The 22,623-nt window shown below is 36.7% G+C and carries 9 protein-coding genes; 6 read left to right on the top strand and 3 right to left on the bottom strand.

What is annotated here, in order from left to right; genetic code table 11:
• Positions 1 to 11 precede the first annotated feature (11 nt).
• The 3 genes from essC to essA are packed head-to-tail and all read left to right on the top strand — an operon-like array spanning position 12 to position 8,000.
• A complete protein-coding gene (gene essC / locus NSQ89_RS00960; protein ID WP_341132086.1) occupies positions 12 to 4,499 on the top strand; it encodes a type VII secretion protein EssC in 4,488 nt (1,495 codons plus the stop codon).
• Positions 4,499 to 7,498 carry a type VII secretion protein EsaA gene (esaA, locus tag NSQ89_RS00965; protein ID WP_144580251.1) on the top strand — a complete coding sequence of 1,000 codons (3,000 nt, stop codon included), beginning with the start codon at positions 4,499 to 4,501 and terminating at the stop codon, positions 7,496 to 7,498. The genes essC and esaA overlap by 1 nt, the downstream gene beginning before the upstream one ends.
• A complete protein-coding gene (gene essA / locus NSQ89_RS00970) occupies positions 7,485 to 8,000 on the top strand; it encodes a type VII secretion protein EssA (protein ID WP_341132087.1) in 516 nt (171 codons plus the stop codon). The genes esaA and essA overlap by 14 nt, the downstream gene beginning before the upstream one ends.
• Positions 8,001 to 8,061: 61 nt before the next feature.
• Here essA and NSQ89_RS00975 read toward each other — a convergent pair whose 3' ends face one another.
• Positions 8,062 to 9,615, bottom strand: coding sequence for an ABC-F family ATP-binding cassette domain-containing protein (locus NSQ89_RS00975; protein ID WP_047941682.1), 1,554 nt, complete (start codon positions 9,613 to 9,615; stop codon positions 8,062 to 8,064).
• Between the two features lie 653 nt (positions 9,616 to 10,268).
• Between NSQ89_RS00975 and NSQ89_RS00980 the strand changes: the two genes are divergently transcribed.
• Positions 10,269 to 11,219 carry a glycoside hydrolase family 43 protein gene (locus tag NSQ89_RS00980; protein WP_095259168.1) on the top strand — a complete coding sequence of 317 codons (951 nt, stop codon included), beginning with the start codon at positions 10,269 to 10,271 and terminating at the stop codon, positions 11,217 to 11,219.
• Between the two features lie 210 nt (positions 11,220 to 11,429).
• On the opposite strand, the gene NSQ89_RS00985 is transcribed toward NSQ89_RS00980, so the two are convergent.
• A complete protein-coding gene (locus tag NSQ89_RS00985) occupies positions 11,430 to 12,020 on the bottom strand; it encodes a LysE family transporter (RefSeq protein WP_095259169.1) in 591 nt (196 codons plus the stop codon).
• A 1,044-nt stretch (positions 12,021 to 13,064) separates the two neighbouring features.
• Here NSQ89_RS00985 and NSQ89_RS00990 point away from each other — a divergent pair.
• Both NSQ89_RS00990 and NSQ89_RS00995 read left to right on the top strand, forming a co-directional pair.
• A complete protein-coding gene (locus NSQ89_RS00990; RefSeq protein WP_341132088.1) occupies positions 13,065 to 17,945 on the top strand; it encodes a 5'-nucleotidase C-terminal domain-containing protein in 4,881 nt (1,626 codons plus the stop codon).
• A gap of 350 nt (positions 17,946 to 18,295) precedes the next feature.
• The gene (locus tag NSQ89_RS00995; RefSeq protein WP_144545416.1) at positions 18,296 to 18,697 is read left to right on the top strand and encodes an LPXTG cell wall anchor domain-containing protein; all 402 of its coding nucleotides are present in this window, start codon (positions 18,296 to 18,298) and stop codon (positions 18,695 to 18,697) included.
• A gap of 349 nt (positions 18,698 to 19,046) precedes the next feature.
• Here the strand turns inward: NSQ89_RS00995 and NSQ89_RS01000 are convergent, their stop codons facing one another.
• Positions 19,047 to 22,466: a carbohydrate binding domain-containing protein gene (locus NSQ89_RS01000; protein WP_341132089.1), complete on the bottom strand. Its 3,420-nt coding sequence runs from the start codon at positions 22,464 to 22,466 to the stop codon at positions 19,047 to 19,049.
• Between the last annotated feature and the right edge of the window lie 157 nt (positions 22,467 to 22,623).

The following is a 22,623-nucleotide window of genomic DNA, read 5'->3' on the forward strand; positions in this document are numbered from 1 at the left end:
GAGGTGATGTTATGTATACGCTGTTTCTTTTCCATGAACAAACCTATTATTCTATTAAATTAACAAAAAATAGCAGCATTACCATTGGTCCAGAATTCGGAGACAACACTACTCTTCCATCTTTCCCTTCTTCCATACTTGTAAGAGTGGGAGAAGATGACATGGCGACATATACGATAGATTCGACTGAAACTGTGATGGAAACAGAGAAGTTTTATCAACTAAGCCAGGAAAGGCAGTGCCTTACGCTGTTTATGACAAGCAGGAAGAAGCTCGAAAAAACTTACTATATTGGAAATCAGTCTGAAGTAGTATGTATGGTAGCACCAGTTTCACAGGATGAAGAATGGAATTTCGACAAAAAATCTATTTACATAAAAAAAGCGCATATGCAACATGGCGAAAAAGGGCTTTCTTTAATAAAAAATCATAATCATATGGAAATTATTTCTAGGGATTCTACTGTTTATCTAAATGGCCATTTAGTTTTAGACAAACAAAAGCTAGAGGTTGGCGATATACTCTTCTGGAATGGCATATATGTTACATTGATGGATCAGGATGTGATTCAAATAGAAAGCTTCTATGAATTTGAGTCCTCTCTAAAAGAGATTTACCTTCCTCAATCGGAGATGATGAAACGCTATCCGAATTATCGGAGGACACCTAGAATGCTGTATGAATTGCCTAAGGAGAAAGTGCAGTTATCCTTTCCTGGTCAAGAATCGATCCACTCTAAAAGAAGTCTATGGCTAATCATTCTTCCACCTTTAGTGATGCTGATTGTGATGGGACTTGTTGCTTTATTAATACCAAGAGGAATTTTTATTCTTATTTCTATCGTGATGTTCTCGATGACTATTATTACTTCCACAGTTCAGTATTTTAAAGAACAGACAACAAGAAAAGAGCAAGAAGAACGAAGAAAAAGAGTCTATTCTAATTATCTGGAAGAAAAAAGAAGTGAGCTTGAATCCTTAGCTTCAAAGCAGCGACAAGTACTGGAGTTTCATTTTCCATCTTTTGAAAGAATGAAATATTTGACAGAACAGATCTCTGACCGAATCTGGGAGCGAAGCATAGATAGTAAAGATTTTTTACAATTTCGACTGGGGACAGGGGATGTTCCTGCAAGTTACCAAATAAGTGTAAACTCTGCTGATTTATCCAATCGGGAGATGGATGAATTGCTTGAAAGGTCAAAGCATCTGCAGAAGTCCTATCAGCATGTGAAAAATCTTCCAATTACTGCGGATTTATCGAAAGGATCCATTGGTCTTATTGGTAAGATGTCCGTATTAAAGGGAGAATTGCACCAAATCATTGGGCAGCTTGCATTTTTTCATAGTTATCATGATGTACGATTCCTTTTTATTTTTCATGAGGATGAATATAAGTACTGGGAATGGATGAAATGGCTGCCTCATTTTCAAATTCCTCAATCTTTTGCTAAAGGGTTTATTTATAATGAACAAACAAGGGATCAGCTATTGTCATCTATTTATGAATTGATCAGGGAAAGAGATGTGGAAGAAACAGATGAAAAAACTCGTTTTGCTCCCCATTTTGTCTTTATTGTTACGAATCAGGAACTCCTAGCTGAACATGTAATTCTGGAATATTTAGAAGGCTCTCACAGTCATCTGGGCATATCTGCTATCTTTGCAGGTGAAGCAAAAGAAAGCTTCTCCAATAATATTCATACATTGATTCGATATGTGAACGGAAGACAGGGCGATATATTAATCCAAAATAAAGCCGCAGTGCAGATTCCTTTTAATTTAGATAATCATGCTTTAAATGGTAATGAAGAGTATGCCCGTATGCTAAAAACACTTAATCATCAGGTGGGGATTACTAATTCCATACCAGAAACTGTTTCGTTTATGGAGATGCTTAAGGTAAGAGATGTTGATGAAATACCAATTAAAGAAAATTGGCTGACAAATGAGTCTGCTAAAACATTGGCCGCTCCAATCGGACTGAAAGGTAAATCTGATATTGTCTATTTAAATCTCCATGAAAAAGCTCATGGACCACACGGATTGCTGGCAGGTACGACTGGGTCGGGGAAAAGTGAACTATTGCAAACGTATATTTTATCACTTGCAGTTCATTATCATCCACATGAAGTAGCTTTTTTGCTCATTGACTATAAAGGTGGAGGGATGGCACAGCCATTTCGAAATATGCCGCATTTGTTAGGTACTATTACTAATATTGAAGGCAGCAGAAACTTTAGTAATCGTGCTCTTGCTTCTATTAAAAGTGAACTTAAACGAAGACAGCGTTTGTTCGATAAATATGAAGTGAATCACATTAATGACTATACAAGCATGTATAAAAGGGGAGAAATTGAAGAGCCGCTGCCACATTTATTTCTTATTTCTGATGAATTTGCTGAATTAAAGAGCGAGGAGCCTGATTTCATTAAAGAATTGGTAAGTGCTGCTCGAATAGGGAGAAGTTTAGGGGTTCATCTAATATTGGCAACACAGAAGCCAGGTGGAGTAATTGATTCTCAAATCTGGAGTAATGCTCGTTTCCGAATTGCTCTTAAGGTCCAGAATGCAGAAGACAGCAGGGAGATTTTGAAGAACAGTGATGCAGCCTCTCTTACTGTTACTGGCAGGGGCTATCTGCAAGTCGGCAATAATGAAGTGTATGAATTATTCCAATCTGCATGGAGCGGTGCTAATTATCAAGAAGATTCTTCACAAATGGAAGATGAAATTGCGATTGTATCGGATCTGGGGTTAATTCCTTTATCTGAGCTATCCATACAGGAAAAAACGAAAGTGCAAGTGAACAGTGAGATTGATGTTATCGTGGGAAAAATAGAAGAGCTGCAAAAGGAGCTTCAGCTAACAAAACTATCAAGCCCATGGCTTCCACCTTTATCTCCAAGAATATATCGTCCAGATTATCAGCCTGATGAGAACTGCCGAAAAATTAATCTGGCTATGATAGATGATCCTGAAGCGCAAAGTCAATCGATCTATCCCTATACTTTGCTAGAAGATGGAAATGTTGGGGTCTTTGGCACATCTGGCTATGGAAAAACGCAGAGCTTGATTACTCTTCTTATGGGAATTGCCGAAAATTATTCTCCGGAAGAGGTCCATTTTTATTTAATGGATTTTGGCAATGGCGGATTGATGCCACTTAAGCAACTTCCTCATGTCGGTGAATTATTCTTAATGGATGAACAGCAAAAAATCAATAAGTTTATGGCTATTTTGCAGAATGAGATAAATATAAGAAAACAGCTTTTTCAGCAAACAGAAGTAAGTTCTATCTCTATGTATAATCAGCTAAGTGATGAGACGCTTCCAGTGTGGTTTATCGTGATTGATAATTACGATATTGTCAAAGAGGAAATGGCTGATTTAGAGGCACAGATAAATCAATTTGCTCGGGATGGTCAATCATTAGGAATATATATGTTCTTTGGCGCTACTCGTGTAAGTTCCATTAGACCGTCCTTGATGAATAATTTAAAGACGAAAATAGTGCATTACTTAATGGACCATACAGAAGCTTATTCTATTTTGGGAAGAATTCCTTATGAACCAGAGCCTATTCCAGGCAGGGCTATTATAAAAAAAGAAGGAATATATTTTACGCAGATTTTACTGTCTTGCATTGGTGATAATGATTTCGACCAGCTAACGGAACTCAAGGCATCCATTCAAAATCTGCGGGAGAAATATGAATCCTGCCGAACTCCTCAAAGGGTTCCAATGCTTCCAAAAGAGTTAACTAACATTAGCTTTAAAGAATATATAAAGGACGAAAATTCAGTAGGTCTCATACCTATTGGTTTAGACGAAGAATCTGTCCAGCCTGTATTTGTTGATTTTCATGCTATGAATCATTTCATGATTTTAGGTCAAGCACAAAAAGGAAAGACAAATGTCATTAAGCTACTTATGAACCATGCCATCCAACAAGGAATGGAAGGAATTGGGATATGGGATTCTATCAATCGCGGGTTAGCTTATTTAGCAGAAGGTGACCAGGTTCAATATCTAACAGATCGAGGTACCGTTGCTAAATGGCTAGAATCTACTGAAGCCCTGCTTTTAGAAAGAAATCGTCAATATGATAAGGCGATTTTAGAAGGAAAGGCACTTCCATTCTTTACTCCTTTGTTGTTTGTTATAGATGGATATGGAAGGTTACTTCAGGAAATAGACAATAGAATGCAGGAGATGATTGTGAGACTAATGAAAAATTATAGTCACTTAGGGTTTCAGATTGTAGTTTCAGGCAGTACTAATGAATTAACAAAAGGCTATGATCCGTTAACTTTAGAAATAAAGCAAATTAGGCAGGCATTGTTACTAATGAAGAAATCGGAACAATCCTTGTACACTTTGTCATATGAGCGTAAGGAACCAGAAATCCAGCCTGGCTATGGATATTATGTAAAAAATGGGCTTGAGAGAAAAATTCAAATTCCTTTAGTGCTTATGGAGAGGAAGGTATATTCTTGATGGGAAAAGTGAAATTGTGGAAGATGGTTATTGCACTGGTTGTCATAATTGGTGTTCCAGTGTTATTTTTTCAGCTGATTGGAGATCATCCATTTCTGGAGAAGCCAAATACAACCAAAACAATTGCAGTAGTAAATGAAGATGCTGGTGTTGATATTGCTGGAGAACATAAACTTTTAGGGGGAGATGTATCTTCTATTCTCTCCAACGAGTCATCTTTTCAGTGGACTGTTGTTTCTAGAAGCGCTGGAGAGAATGGATTAAGGAATAAGAAATATGATGCTGTCATCTATATTCCATCTAATTTCTCTGAACAAGTGATGGCATATGAAGAAGAGAATCCTAGTAAAGTGACATTTAAATATAATGTTCAAAGTCAGTTAAATGCGGTAAATACTGAAAAAGTAAATTTGGAGATAGAAAGGGCTACCAAACGGGCAAATGAACGTATCAGTTCCTTATATTGGAATTATGTAGCGAACGATATGGAAATGGTACGCTCTGAATTTGAAGAAATTTTGCAAAAGGAAATAGACTTTCAGCAGACTATGTTAGCTTTCTATAAACCAAGTTCCAAGAATCTTGCTGACGAGATTTTAGAACAAGAGGGCGTATTAAAGTCCATGAAGTCATCTATTGAGCAAATCGGCACGCAAAGTGATAGTCAGAATCAATCTATGAAGTCATTTTCTGAGGATTTAAGCAGTTTAGTTGACTATATCAAGGCATATGAAGAGTATCAGCAACAACAAAAACAAAAATTGACAAACTTGCAGACTACTGCTCTTTCTACAATAAAGTCAGCGACAGAAGCTTCATCTCCTTATTTTGCTGAACAGTCACTTTTTTTGTCGGAGAATAATCAACAATTAATGAGTAACGCTAATTCCGTTTATGAAAAACTAGATAACAGTAAACGGTTATTAACATTACTAAAAGAAAATAGAATATTTGCTTTGGATAAACAAAGGGAAGCAATTTATGACTACCAGAGCAGAATGCTAGATTATTACAAGCAATTAATTGATACAAAATCTTTGAATTCTTTTCAAGAAAAGATAGTGAAAACCAAAGAAAAATTGGCAGAAGGGGAAGGCAGCTTGTTACCAGAAGCACCGCCAGAAAATCCAGAATACCCTAATTTGCCGACATCTGATGATGATAAGGATAGCGACGACCAAACAGGAGAACAATTTATATTAGAAAGTATGCATGCAAAGGAAGATTCAAATACTGCTAATGGAGCAAACAGGGAAACGAAAAATTCATCTGCAGAAGAGCAGTTAGCACAAATGGAAGAATTATTGAAAAAGCTTCATGAGTATTTACAGGCAGATGAACAAATTCCGGATGAAAGTAAGAGTCAGTTCGAAATACAATTAAAGGACATTCAAAAAAAATTAGAGGATGTGAAGCAGTCACTTAAAACGAGTAACGAGGGTAATAACCAAATTATTCAGCAATTGAAAGAAAAAATTGCTGCACTTCTTACAGACAATGAAACGTTGGCAAATACGATCAAAGAGCTTACAGAAAATAAAAATTCTCTTACCGAAGAGAATAGATTGTTGAAAGAATATATAGAATCTCTCACAGAAGTAAATGATGAGCTGCGGGAACAGCTGACACTTCTTACGAATAATATGAATTCTATTATAACTAGAATAGAAGAGAAAGAAGAGGCAATTTTAGCATCACCAGCACTGTCTGGGGATAGAAAACATAGCCTTGAAACTTGGTTCCATAAGGAATTTCTTACTGGAGATATTATGGATTTGCTTTATTACTATGCTTATCTAGATCAATATGAAACGACGTTGAACAACATGCTTTCTGAGAACAACGCAAAGAGCGAAGTAATGAAAAACGAACAATTTCTTACAGAGCTTACAAGGATTTTTCAATTAACAGATGCGGAAACAACTGCTTGGACAAATGTGGAAACAGAAATGCCGACAATTGGAGATGGCTTAACAGCACTTCAAGACCAATTTGTTGTATTCTTGGCTAAATCAAAAGAAAGCCTAGACACACATCATACAGAATTAGCCCAGAATTTATCCGAGATTAAAACAGAAGGGGAGGCATTACTTCAGCAAATACAGCAAGGGGAACAAACTGCGGCGCATGAACCAGGATCGGCAAAGGGAACTCAACTGGTAGCAGTACATTCACAAATCATCGAGCAAGTAAATGCTATTCATTCTTCCATAAAAGAAGCAGGAAAGCACCAGCAGACTGTTATTGACCATACGAATGAACTGCATGATGAAGTTTCGTTTGTACAGACAGATGCAGATGCCTTAAATAATAAATGGGCTGTAAATGTAGATTCAACAAGAAAAATAAAGGATGATGTCTTTAGTGTTCTGCAAAATGCATTTATTGAAGGACGCTCTAAAGGCGACGTTTATAATTTCTTATCTAGTCCACTTCAATTAACAGCTGGTGCAAGTGAAGTGAAACAGGAAAAAAATATTCCGCCTGTGGTTATTATGTTTATTGTCTTAATTAGCAGCTTGCTAATTGGGTATACAACCTATTACTTTAAACGTATTCCATTGTGGTTCCGTGGAACAGTCTTTCTTTTACTTAATTTGATTGTCGGCTTTGTGATTAGTTTATACGGATTAAATATCTATGAACTCTCTCAAGCCAGTACGATGCAATGGACTGTATTTACTATCCTTTTATTATTAGTGAGTTCTAGTATAATTGCAGTCAGTTTTGCAGCACAAAAACTTCTTGGTTTATTCCTTACAGTCGGATTAATTATTTTATATGTAACACCACTATTAGCTTTAACAACACCGAATTTCAGTTATGATGATCCGATGTCCAAAGTTTATATGTCTATTCAATATGGAACGCAATCGTTATTTGCTCCGGCAGCGATCATTCTATTGATTGGGCTACTGCTGCTGATAGGAGTACAAATTCTTATAGAAAGATGGAAAAGCAAGGAAATAGAGGATGATTCGAGAAATGAATCGGTTTAGTAAAAAAATCTTTCTTAGTCTAATCTTATTTGTATTCATGGCTATCTTCAGTTGGCTGACCGAGCAAACGGCAAGGGCGGATTCCCTGATTGATAGATTACAGCCCAATGAATACGAAAGCAGTCGTAATCAAAAGAATACAGATTTTCTAAAAGAATCGAGTCAATCATCTAAGACAGATGCTTTAACGGCAGAAAAACGTGCTATTTCTTTTGATGGAAGCAAAGTAAATGACCATGACGAATGGAAAGGGCAGCTTTTTACACAAAAGATGGAAACAGGCAGTAGCATTACTAGGAAAGCAGAAAAACTTCAGTTATTTACTGATGATGAAGAGAATGTTCACTACAGAGTGGACAGGATAGGAGAGGAAAATTCTACAGAGCTATCGATGGCTTTATTGATAAGCATTTTAATTGGCATTTGTCTTTTGCTTCTCATTCTTATATTATTTGTCTTTTATCGGAGTAATCTGAAAGTGACAAGGAAAGGAAACCTGTAAGACAAAAAGAATATGGGGTACCCAATTGGATTTAATTCATTGGGTACCCCTCAATCATTATTTAAAACACTTTCGTTGTCCAATCTTCACAATTCCAAATATCAGTCGCAATTTCACGATAGAAATCTGGTTCGTGGGATACCATTAAGATGCTTCCGCGATATTCCTTTAAAGCACGCTTCAATTCTTCTTTTGCATCTACATCTAAGTGATTGGTAGGTTCATCTAGTATTAATAAATTCGTTTCTGTGTTTAAAATTTTGCACAAGCGAACCTTGGCTTTTTCCCCACCAGAAAGGACTTCAATTTTACTTTCAATATGCTTCGTTGTTAATCCACACTTTGCAAGAGCAGCACGAACTTCCGCCTGATTCATACTTGGGAATTCGCTCCAAATTTCTTCAATACAAGTGTTGTAGTTGGATTCTTTCACTTCTTGTTCGAAGTAACCGATGTGTTGATAATCACCGCGCTCTACTTTACCCGAAAGAGGATTAATCAAGCCGAGAATACTTTTTAAAAGTGTAGACTTACCAATACCGTTTGCCCCAACGAAGGCAATCTTTTGTCCCCGTTCCATTTTCAGATTAAGCGGGCGAGAAAGTGGTTCGTTATAACCGATAACAAGATCCTCCGTCTCGAAAATCCAGCGACTGGCTGCGCGAGCTTCTTTGAATTTAAACTCTGGTTTTGGCTTTTCTTTCCCTAATTCAATAATGTCCATTTTGTCGAGCTTCTTTTGACGAGACATGGCCATATTACGAGTCGCAACACTTGCTTTGTTACGAGCAACAAAATCTTTCAAATTAGCGATTTCTTGTTGTTGACGCTTATAAGCAGACTCTAGCTGCTGCTTTTTCATTTCATATATTTTTAAGAAGTTATCATAATCGCCAGCGTAGCGATTCAATTCTTGGTTTTCCATGTGGTAAATCAAGTTAACAACACTGTTTAAGAAGGGAATATCATGGGAAATCAAGATAAACGCATTCTCATATTCTTGTAAATAGCGCTTCAGCCATTCGATATGCTGTTCATCCAAGTAGTTTGTAGGCTCATCTAGTAATAGAATTTCAGGCTTTTCTAGTAATAGCTTAGCCAGCAGCACTTTCGTACGCTGCCCACCGCTAAGATCAGCTACATCACGATCTAGTCCGACATCGTCTAAACCAAGACCACGAGCAACTTCCTCGACTTTTGCATTAATTTGATAGAAATCGTTACTATCTAGCGTTTCTTGCAGCTCCCCCACTTCTGCAAGTAATGCATCAATATCAGCGCCTTCATCGCCCATTTTTGCATAAAGTTCATTAATCTCTGTTTCTGCATCAAAAAGATATTGAAAAGCAGTGCTTAGTGCTTCACGCATCGTCGTTCCTTTTTGAAGGACAGCATGCTGATCTAAATAACCAACACGGACTTTTCGTGACCACTCAATTTTTCCTTCATCAGGCTGCAGCTTCCCAGTAACAATATTCATGAAAGTTGATTTACCTTCACCATTTGCGCCAACTAGTCCAACGTGTTCTCCTTTTAAAAGCCGAAAAGACACATCATTAAATATTGCACGATCACCGAAACCGTGACTTAAATTCTTTACGTTTAATACGCTCATTCTTTTAACCCCTTTTCTACTATCACATGTGGATATCATACTTGATTTAGACTGGATTTTCTAACTTGAAATTTATATTGTCTAAAATGCCATTCAATTTGGAAGGTAAGGAAAGTTTACGATTTCTTCATTAATTGGATATGGAATTATTTTTTTGCTTTTTATAATAGGATAAAAATCTATTATACAATATGATAGAAGGTTTTCCCATATGGGAATAGTTGAATAAAAAATGAAATAATTGGTTGATTACTAAAAAGAAATTTAGAGGGTACATTCCATTGAAAGGCGAAAAGATAGAGCGTAAACAGATAATCTGTAATCTGCTTAACTTAAAAAAGTGCAGCCTATTCATACTCTTTGGTAATTTTAAAGGAAAAGAAAGAAATGGTAGAGAATAAATAGATTAGATAAGTAAAGAGAGAGCAGGGAGATGGTATGGAATTCGAGGATTAATGAAATTAGAAATATTCATTTAGGAGATTAATAGGATAAAGATTATAAATTTTCGGTGAAACGGGATTCTATATAAAGGGGGGATATAACGGAGAAGCAGAGTTTGCTCCTTCTCTGATTATAGCTGTTAATAGGAAAAAATGAAAACCCTTACTTTGCGGCCGGTTTCATCATAAAAAAGGTTAGAGGAGGAAACGATGAGCAAATTAACTTTTTATAACCCAATTCTAGAACCAGGGGCAGATCCTTGGGTGTATAAAGATAATAATACTTACTATTTTATGGTAACGAAAAGGACAAGACTTGATTTATGGAAGTCACCTACATTAAGTGGAATAGCAAAAGGGAGTTGTAAAACGATTTGGACTGCTCCGAGTGAAGGAATCAATTGTGCTAATATTTGGGCTCCAGAAATTCATCGGATAAATGGGATATGGTATATATATTTCACAGCGAATGACGGAATAGGTGATGATCAATCAAGGAAGATTTTTGTGTTAGAGAATTCCGCGGAAGATCCGTTTAACGGGGATTGGGTAGAGAGGGGGTATGTAAATACAGAGTACCCTGGTTTAGATGGAACGATTTTTGAACATAAAGGTCGACTTTATTTTGTTTATGCTGGATATGGGAACTTTCCTGAGTATGGATCAGCTCTCTATATAGCCGAGATGGAAAATCCGTGGACAATTACTGGTCCGAATATATTATTGTCAAAACCTGAGTATGATTGGGAGAAGCAAGGGGGAATGGCGATTAATGAGGGACCGGTAATGTTAAAGAGAAATAATAAGTTGTTTCTAATCTATTCTGCAAGTACCACTTGGTCAGATGATTATAGTTTAGGGATGTTAACAATCTCAGAGAATGAGGATGTCATGAATCCCCAAATTTGGTTTAAATCTACAGAGCCTGTGTTTAAGAAAAGTATTGAAAATAAGGTATTCGCTCCTGGCCATAACAGTTTTACACAATCCCCTGATGGTACAGAAGATTGGATTGTTTATCATGCTATCTCCGAATCAGAAGGAGGAAGCCAGCGACGAAGTACCCGGATTCAAAAATTCAATTGGAATGCCGATGGTTCTCCTAATTTTGGAATCCCATTATGTACATCAACACTGATTACCGTTCCTTCTGGTGAGTGATAAGGAGGGAACAGAGAAATTCGGGAAGAGGAAGGTCGCTGCAGTGGAAATTTCCAAAAAGATAATGATATTAAAGTGAAGGGTAATAGATGAATTTTTTCGATTGTTTTTAGAAGGAAGCGTTCAGCAAGAAAAAGTGGTCATTCCACTTTATTATTTGGAAAATTGGAGGGGGATTCACCACCCTCCTCCTTGTCGTATGTATGCAATTTAATGTAAAACAATGGAAATGGCACTATATATTAATAACAAGGCCATTATGATATTAAATGGCTTCTGATACTTTGATAATGACTTCTGAAAGATGGAGCCAAATATACTCCAACATATTGAGCTGAGAAATCCGATAATCCCTAAAAATAATGAAAAGATAAAATAACTAAAGTAAGAAGTGTAGTAAGGTAATATAAAGGTTGATACAACTGTAATCCCATACAAGATCCCTTTTGGATTAATAAATTGTATTAAAACACCTATTAAAAAAAGATTTTTGTTCGTCTCGTCATTTTTTTCGTTATTATTGATACCTTTACTGGTAAGTGTTTTATAAGCTAAGTACAGAATATAGCCGACCCCTAAAATAGTTAAAGGTATCTTTATAATAGGCAGGATACTTATAAGCAAAAGATTAAAAATACTACACATCAAGGCTAAAACAAAAAAGCCGGCTGAAACCCCCAGACTGAACTTAATAGTTTTTTTAAATCCATATTTATTAGCAAACGACATTGCCATAAAATTATTTGGACCTGGAGTAAAGCTGCTAACTAATACAAACAAAAGGAATGATAAAAAGGGCATATTTAACCTCCATTTCTACTTGATAGATTGTAATCTATGAAGATTACAATCAGACTGTAAACAAACTTCTGTATTTGGAAATAGAAGATGGAATAGAGTATATTTATTAATCTCTTTGAATCAGGTTCTTGCTTTTTGCTCCGGGGTTCGCTTTCCATGGGGCTCGCGTGATCCGCGTAACGCCTTTATCCTGCAGGGCATCAAGATGTCTCGCCAATCCACAGAATCCTCACCCCGCTATATTCCAAGCAACGCATGAAAATACAATTCTACTTCTCCAATATCTTTTTGTCGACAAACTGAATGTAATCTCTAAAGATTACAATATATCACACTTTTTATATTATACAAAGTAGTGTTTAGTGAATTTTTCTAAATATCAAAATTCGATACAATTTAGGGCTGAATTTTTAGAATTCAGCTTTTTTTAGTAGGAAGTAAATATAAATTTTTTTAAGAAATGGAGCAATGCTGGTTGATAGGAGTTTGTTACTAGTTTTTTATCTAGTTTCAAGAAACATAGAAAGAAGAAGTTTGTCTTTTTAAAGGGTTTATTTTGAATTTATGTTACAAGAAACGCTTTCTTAATTTAAAAAACCTATCCATATGACGACAAATAGCATTAAAATTCTATTTTTTTTGTAAATTCTTTATATTTTTGTAAATGAGTCTTGTTAAGCGATTTATATCATTATACAATGATTCACGGATAGGTTTGTTATATTTTAATAGTAAAAATATAACTTATTATCCGTCGATTAATTGTATAGGTGTTTAGGCCTATGACATTTTATGAGCTACAACTATATTGTCTGAAAAAGGATGTGACAAAGAAACTAGCTAATTTTGCACTGGTACAGTGGATTATGGAAAAGTTATGGGTGGGAAACTGCATATGGAAAACTACTATTCTATTAGGATAATTTTCTAACAGGACAAGGACCTTAGTAGTTCATCTTAAGAAGCTTGTATTTCAAACAAGATAGTCTCCTTTCGAGACGTCCGAATCATGAAGCTAATCTAAAAAATATGAGGAGAAAAAACATGAAAAGAAGAAATAAGAGGAATCTTAGTGTTATTACGATAATTGCTATACTTTTTAGTTTATTCTCACCAGTAGCTAATCTAAATGTAAAGGCTGAAACGGTTGTAGCTACAGATTTGATTATCTCGGAATATATTGAAGGAAGCAGCTTTAATAAGGCGATTGAGTTATATAACGGAACTGGCTCTGATCTTGATTTAAGTCAGTACAGCCTTGGAATTCATACAAATGGTGCCGAGGAAATTTCGCATAAGCTCTCCCTGAACGGCACATTAAAAAATGGCGAGACATATGTTATTTATCATGGTCAAGCCGATGAAAAAATAAAGGCAAAAGGAAATCTAGAAAATTCGACGGTGATTAATTTTAATGGTAACGATCCTCTTGTTCTATTAAAAGGAGAATCTATTATTGATTCCATTGGCCAGGTTGGCTCGAATGCTGATTTTGCTAAAGACGTTACGTTAATTAGAAATAGTGATGTTTTATCAGGTGACAAAAATGTTAAAGACAGTTTTGATCGAAATGTAGAATGGACGAACAAAGGAATTAATTACTTTGATAATCTTGGCATACATACTTTTGGTACAGCTGCTCCTGAAGAGCCTGCAGAACCGGAACCTGCTATTTCGATCGCAGATGCGCGTGAACTTGGCGCTGGCAAAACAGTTACGATAGAAGGTATTGTGACAACAAATTCAGGACTTTGGGGAAGCGAAACTTTTTATATGCAAGATTCCACTGCTGGAATGTATGTATATGCTAGTCCTAAATCTGTTAAGCCAGGAGAGAAAGTAAAAATAACGGGCGTATTGAAGACATATAAAAATGAACTGGAAATCGAACCAGAAAGCCTTGATATCGTGTCTTCAAACAATGATCTGCCAGCAGCACAGTCTGTTACGGAAGTAACTGATTCCACACAAGGTGAATTGCTTACGTTACAAAACGTTACAATTTCTGAAATGACAAAGGATAGCTATGGCACTGCTACATTCCAAGCTGTATTTGAAAGTGGAGAAAAGGTACGTGTTATTCACGATAATCGTACAGGTTCCACTTATGATGACTTAATCAAGCAATACAAAGAAGGAGATAAAGTTCATCTTACCGGAATCGGATCAATTGATGAAACGGGGTATCATCTAAAAACTACTGGTCTTAATAGCTATGATTTAGTGAACAAGCCAGCCGTTTATTCCACACAAACACCAGGGGTAGTTCCAGCTGGTACAAAGGTTGAGTTGAATTCTGGTCTAGAAGATGCTGCTATTTACTACACAACAGATGGTTCTACACCAACTGAAACAAGTGTAAAATACACACAGCCAATCGCTTTAAAAACAGGTGAAACTACGATTAAAGCAATTGCTGTAACAAATGGTACAGTAAGTGATGTATTTAGCTTTACTTTTAAAATTCTAAATACGGAAAATCTCCGTATCCATGATATACAAGGAAAAGGGCATATTTCTGAATATAATGGTTCTTCTGTTACGAACATAACTGGTGTTGTAACCCATGTATTTGGTTCAAGCAGTTTTGTTATGCAGGATGTGGATGGAGCAGATACAGATATCGAAACATCTGAAGCAATTGAAGTATACAAGTCCTCTCATGGGGTTTCTGTTGGAGACAAAGTTTCCGTTAATGGAACTGTTACAGAATATGGTGGAGGAGCTAATCTGTCTAAAACACAAATTACCGCAACATCCATTACTAAAGATGGAACGGCTGAACTACCGGCTCCACTTATTATTGGGAAAGATATTTTTCCTCCAAACAAAGTAATTGATAATGATGAAATGACATCTTTTGATCCAGATGAAGATGGGATCGACTTTTGGGAATCTCTTGAATATATGCGTGTATCATTCCCAGATGCACTAGTAGTAGGACCTCCATATTCGAATGATGTACCTATTATTGTGGAAAGCACGACGAATAATACATTAAATAATCAAGGTGGATTAAATATTGCTGAAGACGATTATAATCCAGAAAAAATCTTTTTAGATAATGTGGGAAGTGATTTCCAGCCAGGTGATAAGTTTAATGGTGACGTTGTCGGTGTCGTAACCTATTCAAGTAATGGTTATCAATTATCTGTTAATAAAAACGAATTACCTACTTTAACAAAATCCAATTTAACACAAGAAGTTACTCATATTGTCCCGGCAGAAGATAAATTAACTGTGGCTTCTTACAATATTGAGAATTTCTCTAACAATAAAGCAAACACTCCAGATGCCAAAGTAGCTAAAATTGCCAAGTCATTTGTAGAAAACATGAAATCTCCTGATATTATTACGTTAGTAGAGGTTCAGGATAATGATGGAGAAACTGATTCAGGAAATTCTGATGCATCAGAAAGTTATCAACGTTTAATCAATGCAATTGTTGCTGCAGGTGGTCCAGTATATAAATGGATAGACGTGGCTCCTGTAAATAACACAAACGGTGGAGCTCCTGGTGGCAATATTCGTGTTGGTCATCTTTACAACCCTGAACGTGTAACATTGGTTGAAGGAACGAAAGGAAAAGCAACGGAAGCAAATGGTTGGACGGAAACAGGGAACCTTACATTAAACCCAGGTGTTATTAATCCACAAGCATTTAGTAACACACGTAAACCACTTGCTGCAGAATTCGAATTTAAAGGTCAGCGTGTTGTAGTAATCGGAAACCATTTGAATTCTAAAGGTGGAGATCAATCTTTATGGGGAGCTAACCAGCCGCCTGTACTGTCTTCTGAAGCAGAGCGCATCAAGCTTGCACAAGAAGTAAACAACTTTATTAAAGAAGGGCTTGCTAAAAACCCTAACTTAAATGTGGTTGTAACTGGAGACATGAATGATTTTGAATTTACACCGGCTCTTAAGGCTTTAAAGGGTGAGATTTTAACAAATATGGTGGAAAAGGTTCCAGCTGAAGATCGTTTCTCCTACTTCTTCCAAGGTAACAACCAAGTACTAGACCATATTTTAGTAACAAATAGATTAGCAAATGTAACAACGGCTGATATGATTCATATTAACGCAAACTTTACGGAAGCAACTGGACAAGCATCTGACCATGATCCAGTAATGATTCAACTTGATTTATCTAATTTACCAGAAGTGCCTGATTTAACTATTATGCATACTAATGATATCCACTCTGCTTTGGATAACATACCGAAGACAGTTACTGCTGTAAAAGAAATAAGAGCAGCAAATCCAGATGCCCTTCTCCTTCATGCAGGAGACCAATTTACAGGGACCTTATACTTTAATGAATTCCAAGGAAAAGCTGATTTAGCGATGCTGAACTTGCTTGGCATTGATGCAATGACCTTTGGAAACCATGAATTTGATTTAGGTTCTTCTGTAGAAGGCCATCAGGCGCTAGCTGACTTTATTAAGGGAGCAAACTTCCCATTTGTCAGTGCGAACGTTGACTTTTCAAAAGATGGGAAATTTACTGGACTTCAGAACAAATCGATTGAGTCAAACAGTGAAAACGGAAAGATATATAATGGCATTGTCAAAGAAGTAAATGGAGAGAAAGTTGGGATTTTCGGATTAACGACAGCGGAAACGGCTGACATTTCTAGCCCAGGATCGATTGCTTTTGAAAACTATTTGAAAGAAGCAGAAAAGGCAGTAGAAGCTTTTGAAGAAGCAGGGGTAAATCGAATTGTTGCCTTGACCCATATTGGATATGACGATAATGCAGCAATTGATAATGATTTAATTCTTGCGGAAAAAGTAGAAGGTATTGACGTGATTGTCGGTGGTCATAGCCATACAACATTGGAGAAACCAGTAATAGTAGACGAGGATGAAACACCTACGTTAATTGTTCAAACTGGTAACTCCAACAGTAACCTTGGCGTTTTAAATGTAACTTTTGATGAAAATGATGTAGTGAAGACTTATGACGGTCACTTAGTAGCTATCGGTGCTCAAGAAGAGGATGAAGAAGCTGTTAAAGTATTGGAGCCATTTAAAGAGAAAATTAATCAAGTGGCTAAAACGGAAATCGGCGTGTCATCACCAATTGCATTAGAAAGTCCACGTACGAATGGCGATGATACAAAACCAAGTGTCCGCAAGAATGAAACGATTTTAGGAAACTTGATTACAGATGGAATGCTTGAGAAGTCAAGAACGTTCACTGGTAAAAATATTATTATGGCCCTGCAAAATGGCGGGGGAATCCGTGCAGCAATTGATAAAGGACCAATCACAGTTGGTGAAATAATCACTGTTCTTCCATTTAACAACACATTAGCAACCATGGATGTAACAGGTGCTGAGCTAAAAGAAGCGTTTGAAATTTCTCTAGGTCAGTATCCAGCAGAAAATGGTGGTTTCTTACATGTAGCGGGTGGAAAAGTAGTATATGATGAAACAAAACAACCTGGAGAGCGAATTGTATCTGTTTCCTATTTAAATGAAGCTGGTAAATATGTAGAAGTTCAAGATGATACGATGTACACAATTGCTACAAATGCGTTTACTGCTAAAGGCGGAGACAGCTATGACGTTTTTGCTAAAGCTTATGCAGAAGGCCGTGTTACAGACTTAGGGCTATCTGATTGGGAAAACTTCCGTGACCATTTAATAAGTATTGGAAGTGAAGGAATACCTACTGAAGTAGAAGGAAGAATTATTGATGTGAGTCAAGAGCCGGGTGAAGAACCAGGACAAGGGCCGGGTGAAGAGCCAGGACAAGAGCCAGGTGAAGAGCCAGGACAAGGCCGGGTGAAGAACCAGGACAAGAGCCGGGTGAAGAACCAGGACAAGAGCCGGGTGAAGAGCCAGGACAAGAGCCGGGTGAAGAGCCAGGACAAGAGCCGGGTGAAGAGCCAGGACAAGGGCCAGGAGAAGAACTAGGACAAGGGCCAGGAGAAGAACCAGGACAAGGGCCAGGAGAAAAACCAGGCAATAAGCCAGGAGAAAAACCTGGTAACTCAAATAAAATAAAAGAAATTAAACCGAAAGTAATAAAGCATGGTAACAAGTATAAGATTAATGACTCAGCTCTTGCAAATATTGCGGATAATGCTGTAGTTGTTATCAAAGTCGATAACAAAATCAATGCAACATTTACATTAACAAAAGAGCAAATCCAAGCTTTACAGAGTGCGGGAGCATCGATTGTAATAAGTAATGGAAATGTAGATGTACAAATCCCTGCTTCCATTCTTCCGTTAGCTGAAAACGTAAATATTAACGTGAAGAAAATGAAAGTAAAAGGTTCTCTTATTGCTTATGACTTTACAATAGAAGCGAATGGAAAAACGCACCATGAATTTGATGATAAAGTGAAACTCACATTCAAAGTTGATCCAAAACAAGTTAAAAACCCTAAAACTGTAAAAGTTTATTATTGGAATGAAAAAGCAAATAAATGGGAATTGATTGGTGGAGAATATAAGAACGGCAAGGTGTCTGTTTATACGGATCACTTCAGTACGTATGGCGTATTTGAAGGACAGCCGCAGTCTTCTAATATTCCAACTCAAGCTAATGAGCTTCCAGATACAGCGACAAACAACTTTAATATTTTAGTTGTAGGGTTTATATTACTTATAGTTGGTATTGGTTTGTATTTTGGGAAGAGAAGAAATTCGAGAACAAATTAATTGGTATTAATCGAGTGATTTTTATCTTCCTTAGCAAAACTAGGTAGAAGGGGAAGAACTCAGAATCCCCTAATATTAGAAAATAAAGAAATAGCGTTTTTTTAAACATTTTCGTTAAGGTATTTAAAAATAAGATAACTTTGATAAAGAAGATGATCTCCGTGAATAGGGGATCATCTTTTTACTTCTTACTTTTTAATAGAAAATCAGAAACTAAAATTTAACAATAAGTGCGGTTCTTGGAAGTTTTTCCTGATTTCTATAATTTGAATAAAGACTCTATAGATGCTAGCCTCTTTTTTTAGTCATTGGATCTATAGAGTTCATTATTGTGTTATATAGTACTTCTTTATGGGTGTCCCCTTGTTACTTGACCATTTTTAAGAATGTACTCCCCTGATTTAAAGTGATAGTTACTACCTTGATTGTTGTCCCATGAATTATTTCCATTATTAAAAGCAGCTTCAAGACCGTCTGCTGTACCAATATCCAATGTAATCACAAAGTAGCCTGGATAATCGCTTTTGGACATTTGTGTTCCAGGTAATGTACTCCAATGCCCGTCATATGGTGAATAGTGAATCCGAGGTTCATTCCATCCAGTATAATAATAAATGGTTACTTTATTAGTGGACGGAGGTTCCCCTTCTAAAAGCTGTCCATTGTCCACAGTAAAGGTGCCATTTGTAAAAGCGTAATTTTTCCCGTTGTTATTATCCCACTTTCCTTTACCATTGTTAAAGGCTGCATTTATTTTATCGGCCTCTCCTAAGGGAATGGTTGTTACATAGTAAGCTGGAATACTAGATTGCTCCATTTTCTTACCAGGTAGATGTGTCCAATCTCCATCGCCAACTTGATAATGGATGTAAGGATTCTCAACACCTTTATAATAAATCGTTACTTCATTTGTGCGAACCTCTGTTGTTGTAACAGAAATAATATTGCTGCTTTTTGATTTCCCTATATCATTGATGGCTATTACATAATATTCGTATTCTGTCTGTGGACTGACACCAGTATCCTTATAGGAGGTAGTAGATGTTTCTCCAATTTTTTCTGCATCTCGGTATACAGCATAATGAGACACGTTAGCTGATGAAGCTTCCCAATTTAGTGTTACGGAACTAGCATTCACTTCCGTTGCTTTTAAATTTTTTGGAGCTGAAGGGACAACTGGAGTAGTTGGATCACTATCATGCCATTCTCCATCAAACCATCCGCTTGTGCTTCTTATGAATCCAGGCTGATTAGGACCAGGCCACTGATTATTAGCATCCTTAAAAATTACATTCATACTCTCGGTTCCTTTAACGGTATATACATACCAATCATCTTTATAATGCTCCATCTTTGGTGCGTTATTCCAAGAAGGTTCATCAACTTTTGGTTCCGTATCATAATAATAAAGATGAGGTGTACTCCAGTTATCTGGTTTCTTAAAGTAAATAGTTAAGCCATCAATTTTTGTGAAAGTATAGGTTTTCTCTGCTTCTCCATATTGATTTTTGGCCGTTAAGGTAAGAATAATTTCATCCCCAACCGCGGTATCTGCACCCAATGAGATGGTTTTCCCTTTTGTATATGCAACTGGCTCTCCCTCGTTAATTTTATAAAATGCTTCTTCAACATTTTGATAATCCAAGGTTACATCAACTGTGTCGTCATAGAATGTACCACCAGGCGGATTAGCAGAGACTTTCGGCAATGGAGCGATTTTTTTATAAGTATACTCTTTTGCAACAGGACCTGAGTCATTTTCGGCATAGAGTTTTAGGACAAGTGTTTCGCCTATTTCTAGAGATTTTCCGATCGATAATTTATCTCCATCAACAAATGCAGTACCATTTTCACTAGGATCAGATCCATCTACTGTGTAGTAGCCTTCGGCTGTATTTTTTAAACTAAAGGATATTTCCAACTCTTCTGTATCAAATTCACTACTATTAGGAGTTACGGAAATGGATGGAAGAGCCTCTCCTTCGCGTTCTATTAATAAAACACCGTTCTTATGTGGTGTAAACGTAACCTTTCCATTGTGAACAGTAGCTGTATTGCCTGTATAGAAATCTTTCAGTTTATCTCCATCATTAAATACAGATGAAACGTCAATCGTTGTTTTGCCACTAGCTCCTACTGCAACAACAACTCGATCGTCTAATTCATTGCTGCTGAGGGTACGGCTAAATGTATAAGGGCTATTTCCAATTTGCTTATGCTCACCTGCACCAATTGCCTGGTGCCTATTTCTAAACTGCCCCATTTTTTGCCAATGAGTGAGAACTTGTTCGTTAATTGAATCCCAATTCATGGAGGATCTTGTTCCCTGATTAGGATCCGACCCTGTTGGACCGAATGGTCGGGCTGTTTCATCTCCATAAAATATTTGAATACCACCAGGTAATAACATTAAATAAGTTCCACCATCAATTAATCGATCTCTAGGATAAAGCGATGTATCATGTTGAGATAGATAGCTCAGTACATTGAAATCTGGATCGGTATTGATTTTGCTTGCATAATGTGAAAACGTATCTTCCATTGATGCTAGATTGTATGCTGGACCATTTGCACCTTCTCCTTGGAAGGTAAAATTAATAATAGAGTCAAAACCATTGTAAAAATACTCACTTTTTCCTACTCCGTGTCCCCAAACTTCACCTGTCATCCAAAAATCATCATCCCATTGCGCACCAGGGGCATCTGGATTATTGGCCCGCCATTTCCAAAGTGCATCATTGGCTTCTTCTTTTAGTTGTTTCCACCGGTGGATTTCTACATGTTTGGCTGTATCAACTCTAAATCCGTCAATTCCGAACTCTTCTACCCATGAGGATAACCATTTAGTGATGTAATCAGCAGGGGCAACTCCCAAATTTTTACGTAAATCTTTTGCAGCTGGAACAATCCAAGAATCGTATGATCCATTTTGCTCCTTATTCCATTTATTTTTTAATAAGTTAGGTAGACCTAAGTCTTGCGTAACATCTGTACGGAAATCAGGAAGTCCAGAAAGACACATATTTTTATCATCATTCCCACATTGAGTATAGCCGCCAATCCCAGCTTTTACCCAATCTCCCCACCAATTTTTCCATGCATTCGCATCGTCATAATTGATATAATTATGAACATCATGCCAGGATTGTCCAGAACCTGGTGTCCAAGTTTCAGGTACCCCTGGATTACCAAAATTGTATTCATGCATATCTTTAATAGTATTATATCCAGCATGGTTCATTACAACATCCATAATTACTCGAATGCCTCTTTCATGAGCCTTATTAACAAACTCTCTCATTTCATTTACAGTTCCCATGTTTTGGTCTACCATGGTGTAATCTAATGCATAATATCCGTGGTAAGAATAATGAGCGAAATCACCGCTATTACCCCCGCCAACCCAGCCGTGGATCTGTTCATAGGGAGCAGTAATCCATATTGCGTTGATTCCTAAATCTGTAAAGTAACCTTCGTCCAACTTATTTGTAAGCCCTTTCAAATCGCCGCCGTGAAAAGTACCGATGTTACTTCCGTTTGCATCTGTTTGCGGTCTTCCATAGGAATTATTATTAGCGGTGTTCCCATCAGCAAAACGGTCTGTCATAGCAAAATAGACTGTTGCATTATCCCAGGAAAAGTCGTTTTCTTCTAAATTAATAGTCTCTGCTTTAACTTGATGTTGTTCATTTGAACCTTGAAACGTTAATCCAGAAAAGATAGTAAGGAAAATTAAGAATAAGTAACTTATTTTTTTGAAAAAAATCATTTGATCCCTCCTATATTTGTAAAAACGTTTGCACCAAGTATTAAAGTTCACCTCCTCATTTTTTAATAGGTATTAAGTTTTAACTATGCAAACGATTTCAATGTTGGTACGAGGATATAATAGCATAAATTTATTTAATTATCTTTAATAATAGTAG

The organism is Niallia sp. FSL R7-0648 (genome assembly GCF_038007005.1).
Classification (GTDB): domain Bacteria; phylum Bacillota; class Bacilli; order Bacillales; family Cytobacillaceae; genus Niallia; species Niallia circulans.

What these genes read in the sequence shown, in the direction of transcription:
- essC (WP_341132086.1), top strand. Translation starts at nt 12, where the DNA reads ATGTATACGCTGTTTCTTTTCCATGAACAAACCTATTATTCTATTAAA.
- esaA (WP_144580251.1), top strand. Translation starts at nt 4,499, where the DNA reads ATGGGAAAAGTGAAATTGTGGAAGATGGTTATTGCACTGGTTGTCATA.
- essA (WP_341132087.1), top strand. Translation starts at nt 7,485, where the DNA reads ATGAATCGGTTTAGTAAAAAAATCTTTCTTAGTCTAATCTTATTTGTA.
- NSQ89_RS00975 (WP_047941682.1), bottom strand. Translation starts at nt 9,615, where the DNA reads ATGAGCGTATTAAACGTAAAGAATTTAAGTCACGGTTTCGGTGATCGT.
- NSQ89_RS00980 (WP_095259168.1), top strand. Translation starts at nt 10,269, where the DNA reads ATGAGCAAATTAACTTTTTATAACCCAATTCTAGAACCAGGGGCAGAT.
- NSQ89_RS00985 (WP_095259169.1), bottom strand. Translation starts at nt 12,020, where the DNA reads ATGCCCTTTTTATCATTCCTTTTGTTTGTATTAGTTAGCAGCTTTACT.
- NSQ89_RS00990 (WP_341132088.1), top strand. Translation starts at nt 13,065, where the DNA reads ATGAAAAGAAGAAATAAGAGGAATCTTAGTGTTATTACGATAATTGCT.
- NSQ89_RS00995 (WP_144545416.1), top strand. Translation starts at nt 18,296, where the DNA reads ATGAAAGTAAAAGGTTCTCTTATTGCTTATGACTTTACAATAGAAGCG.
- NSQ89_RS01000 (WP_341132089.1), bottom strand. Translation starts at nt 22,466, where the DNA reads ATGATTTTTTTCAAAAAAATAAGTTACTTATTCTTAATTTTCCTTACT.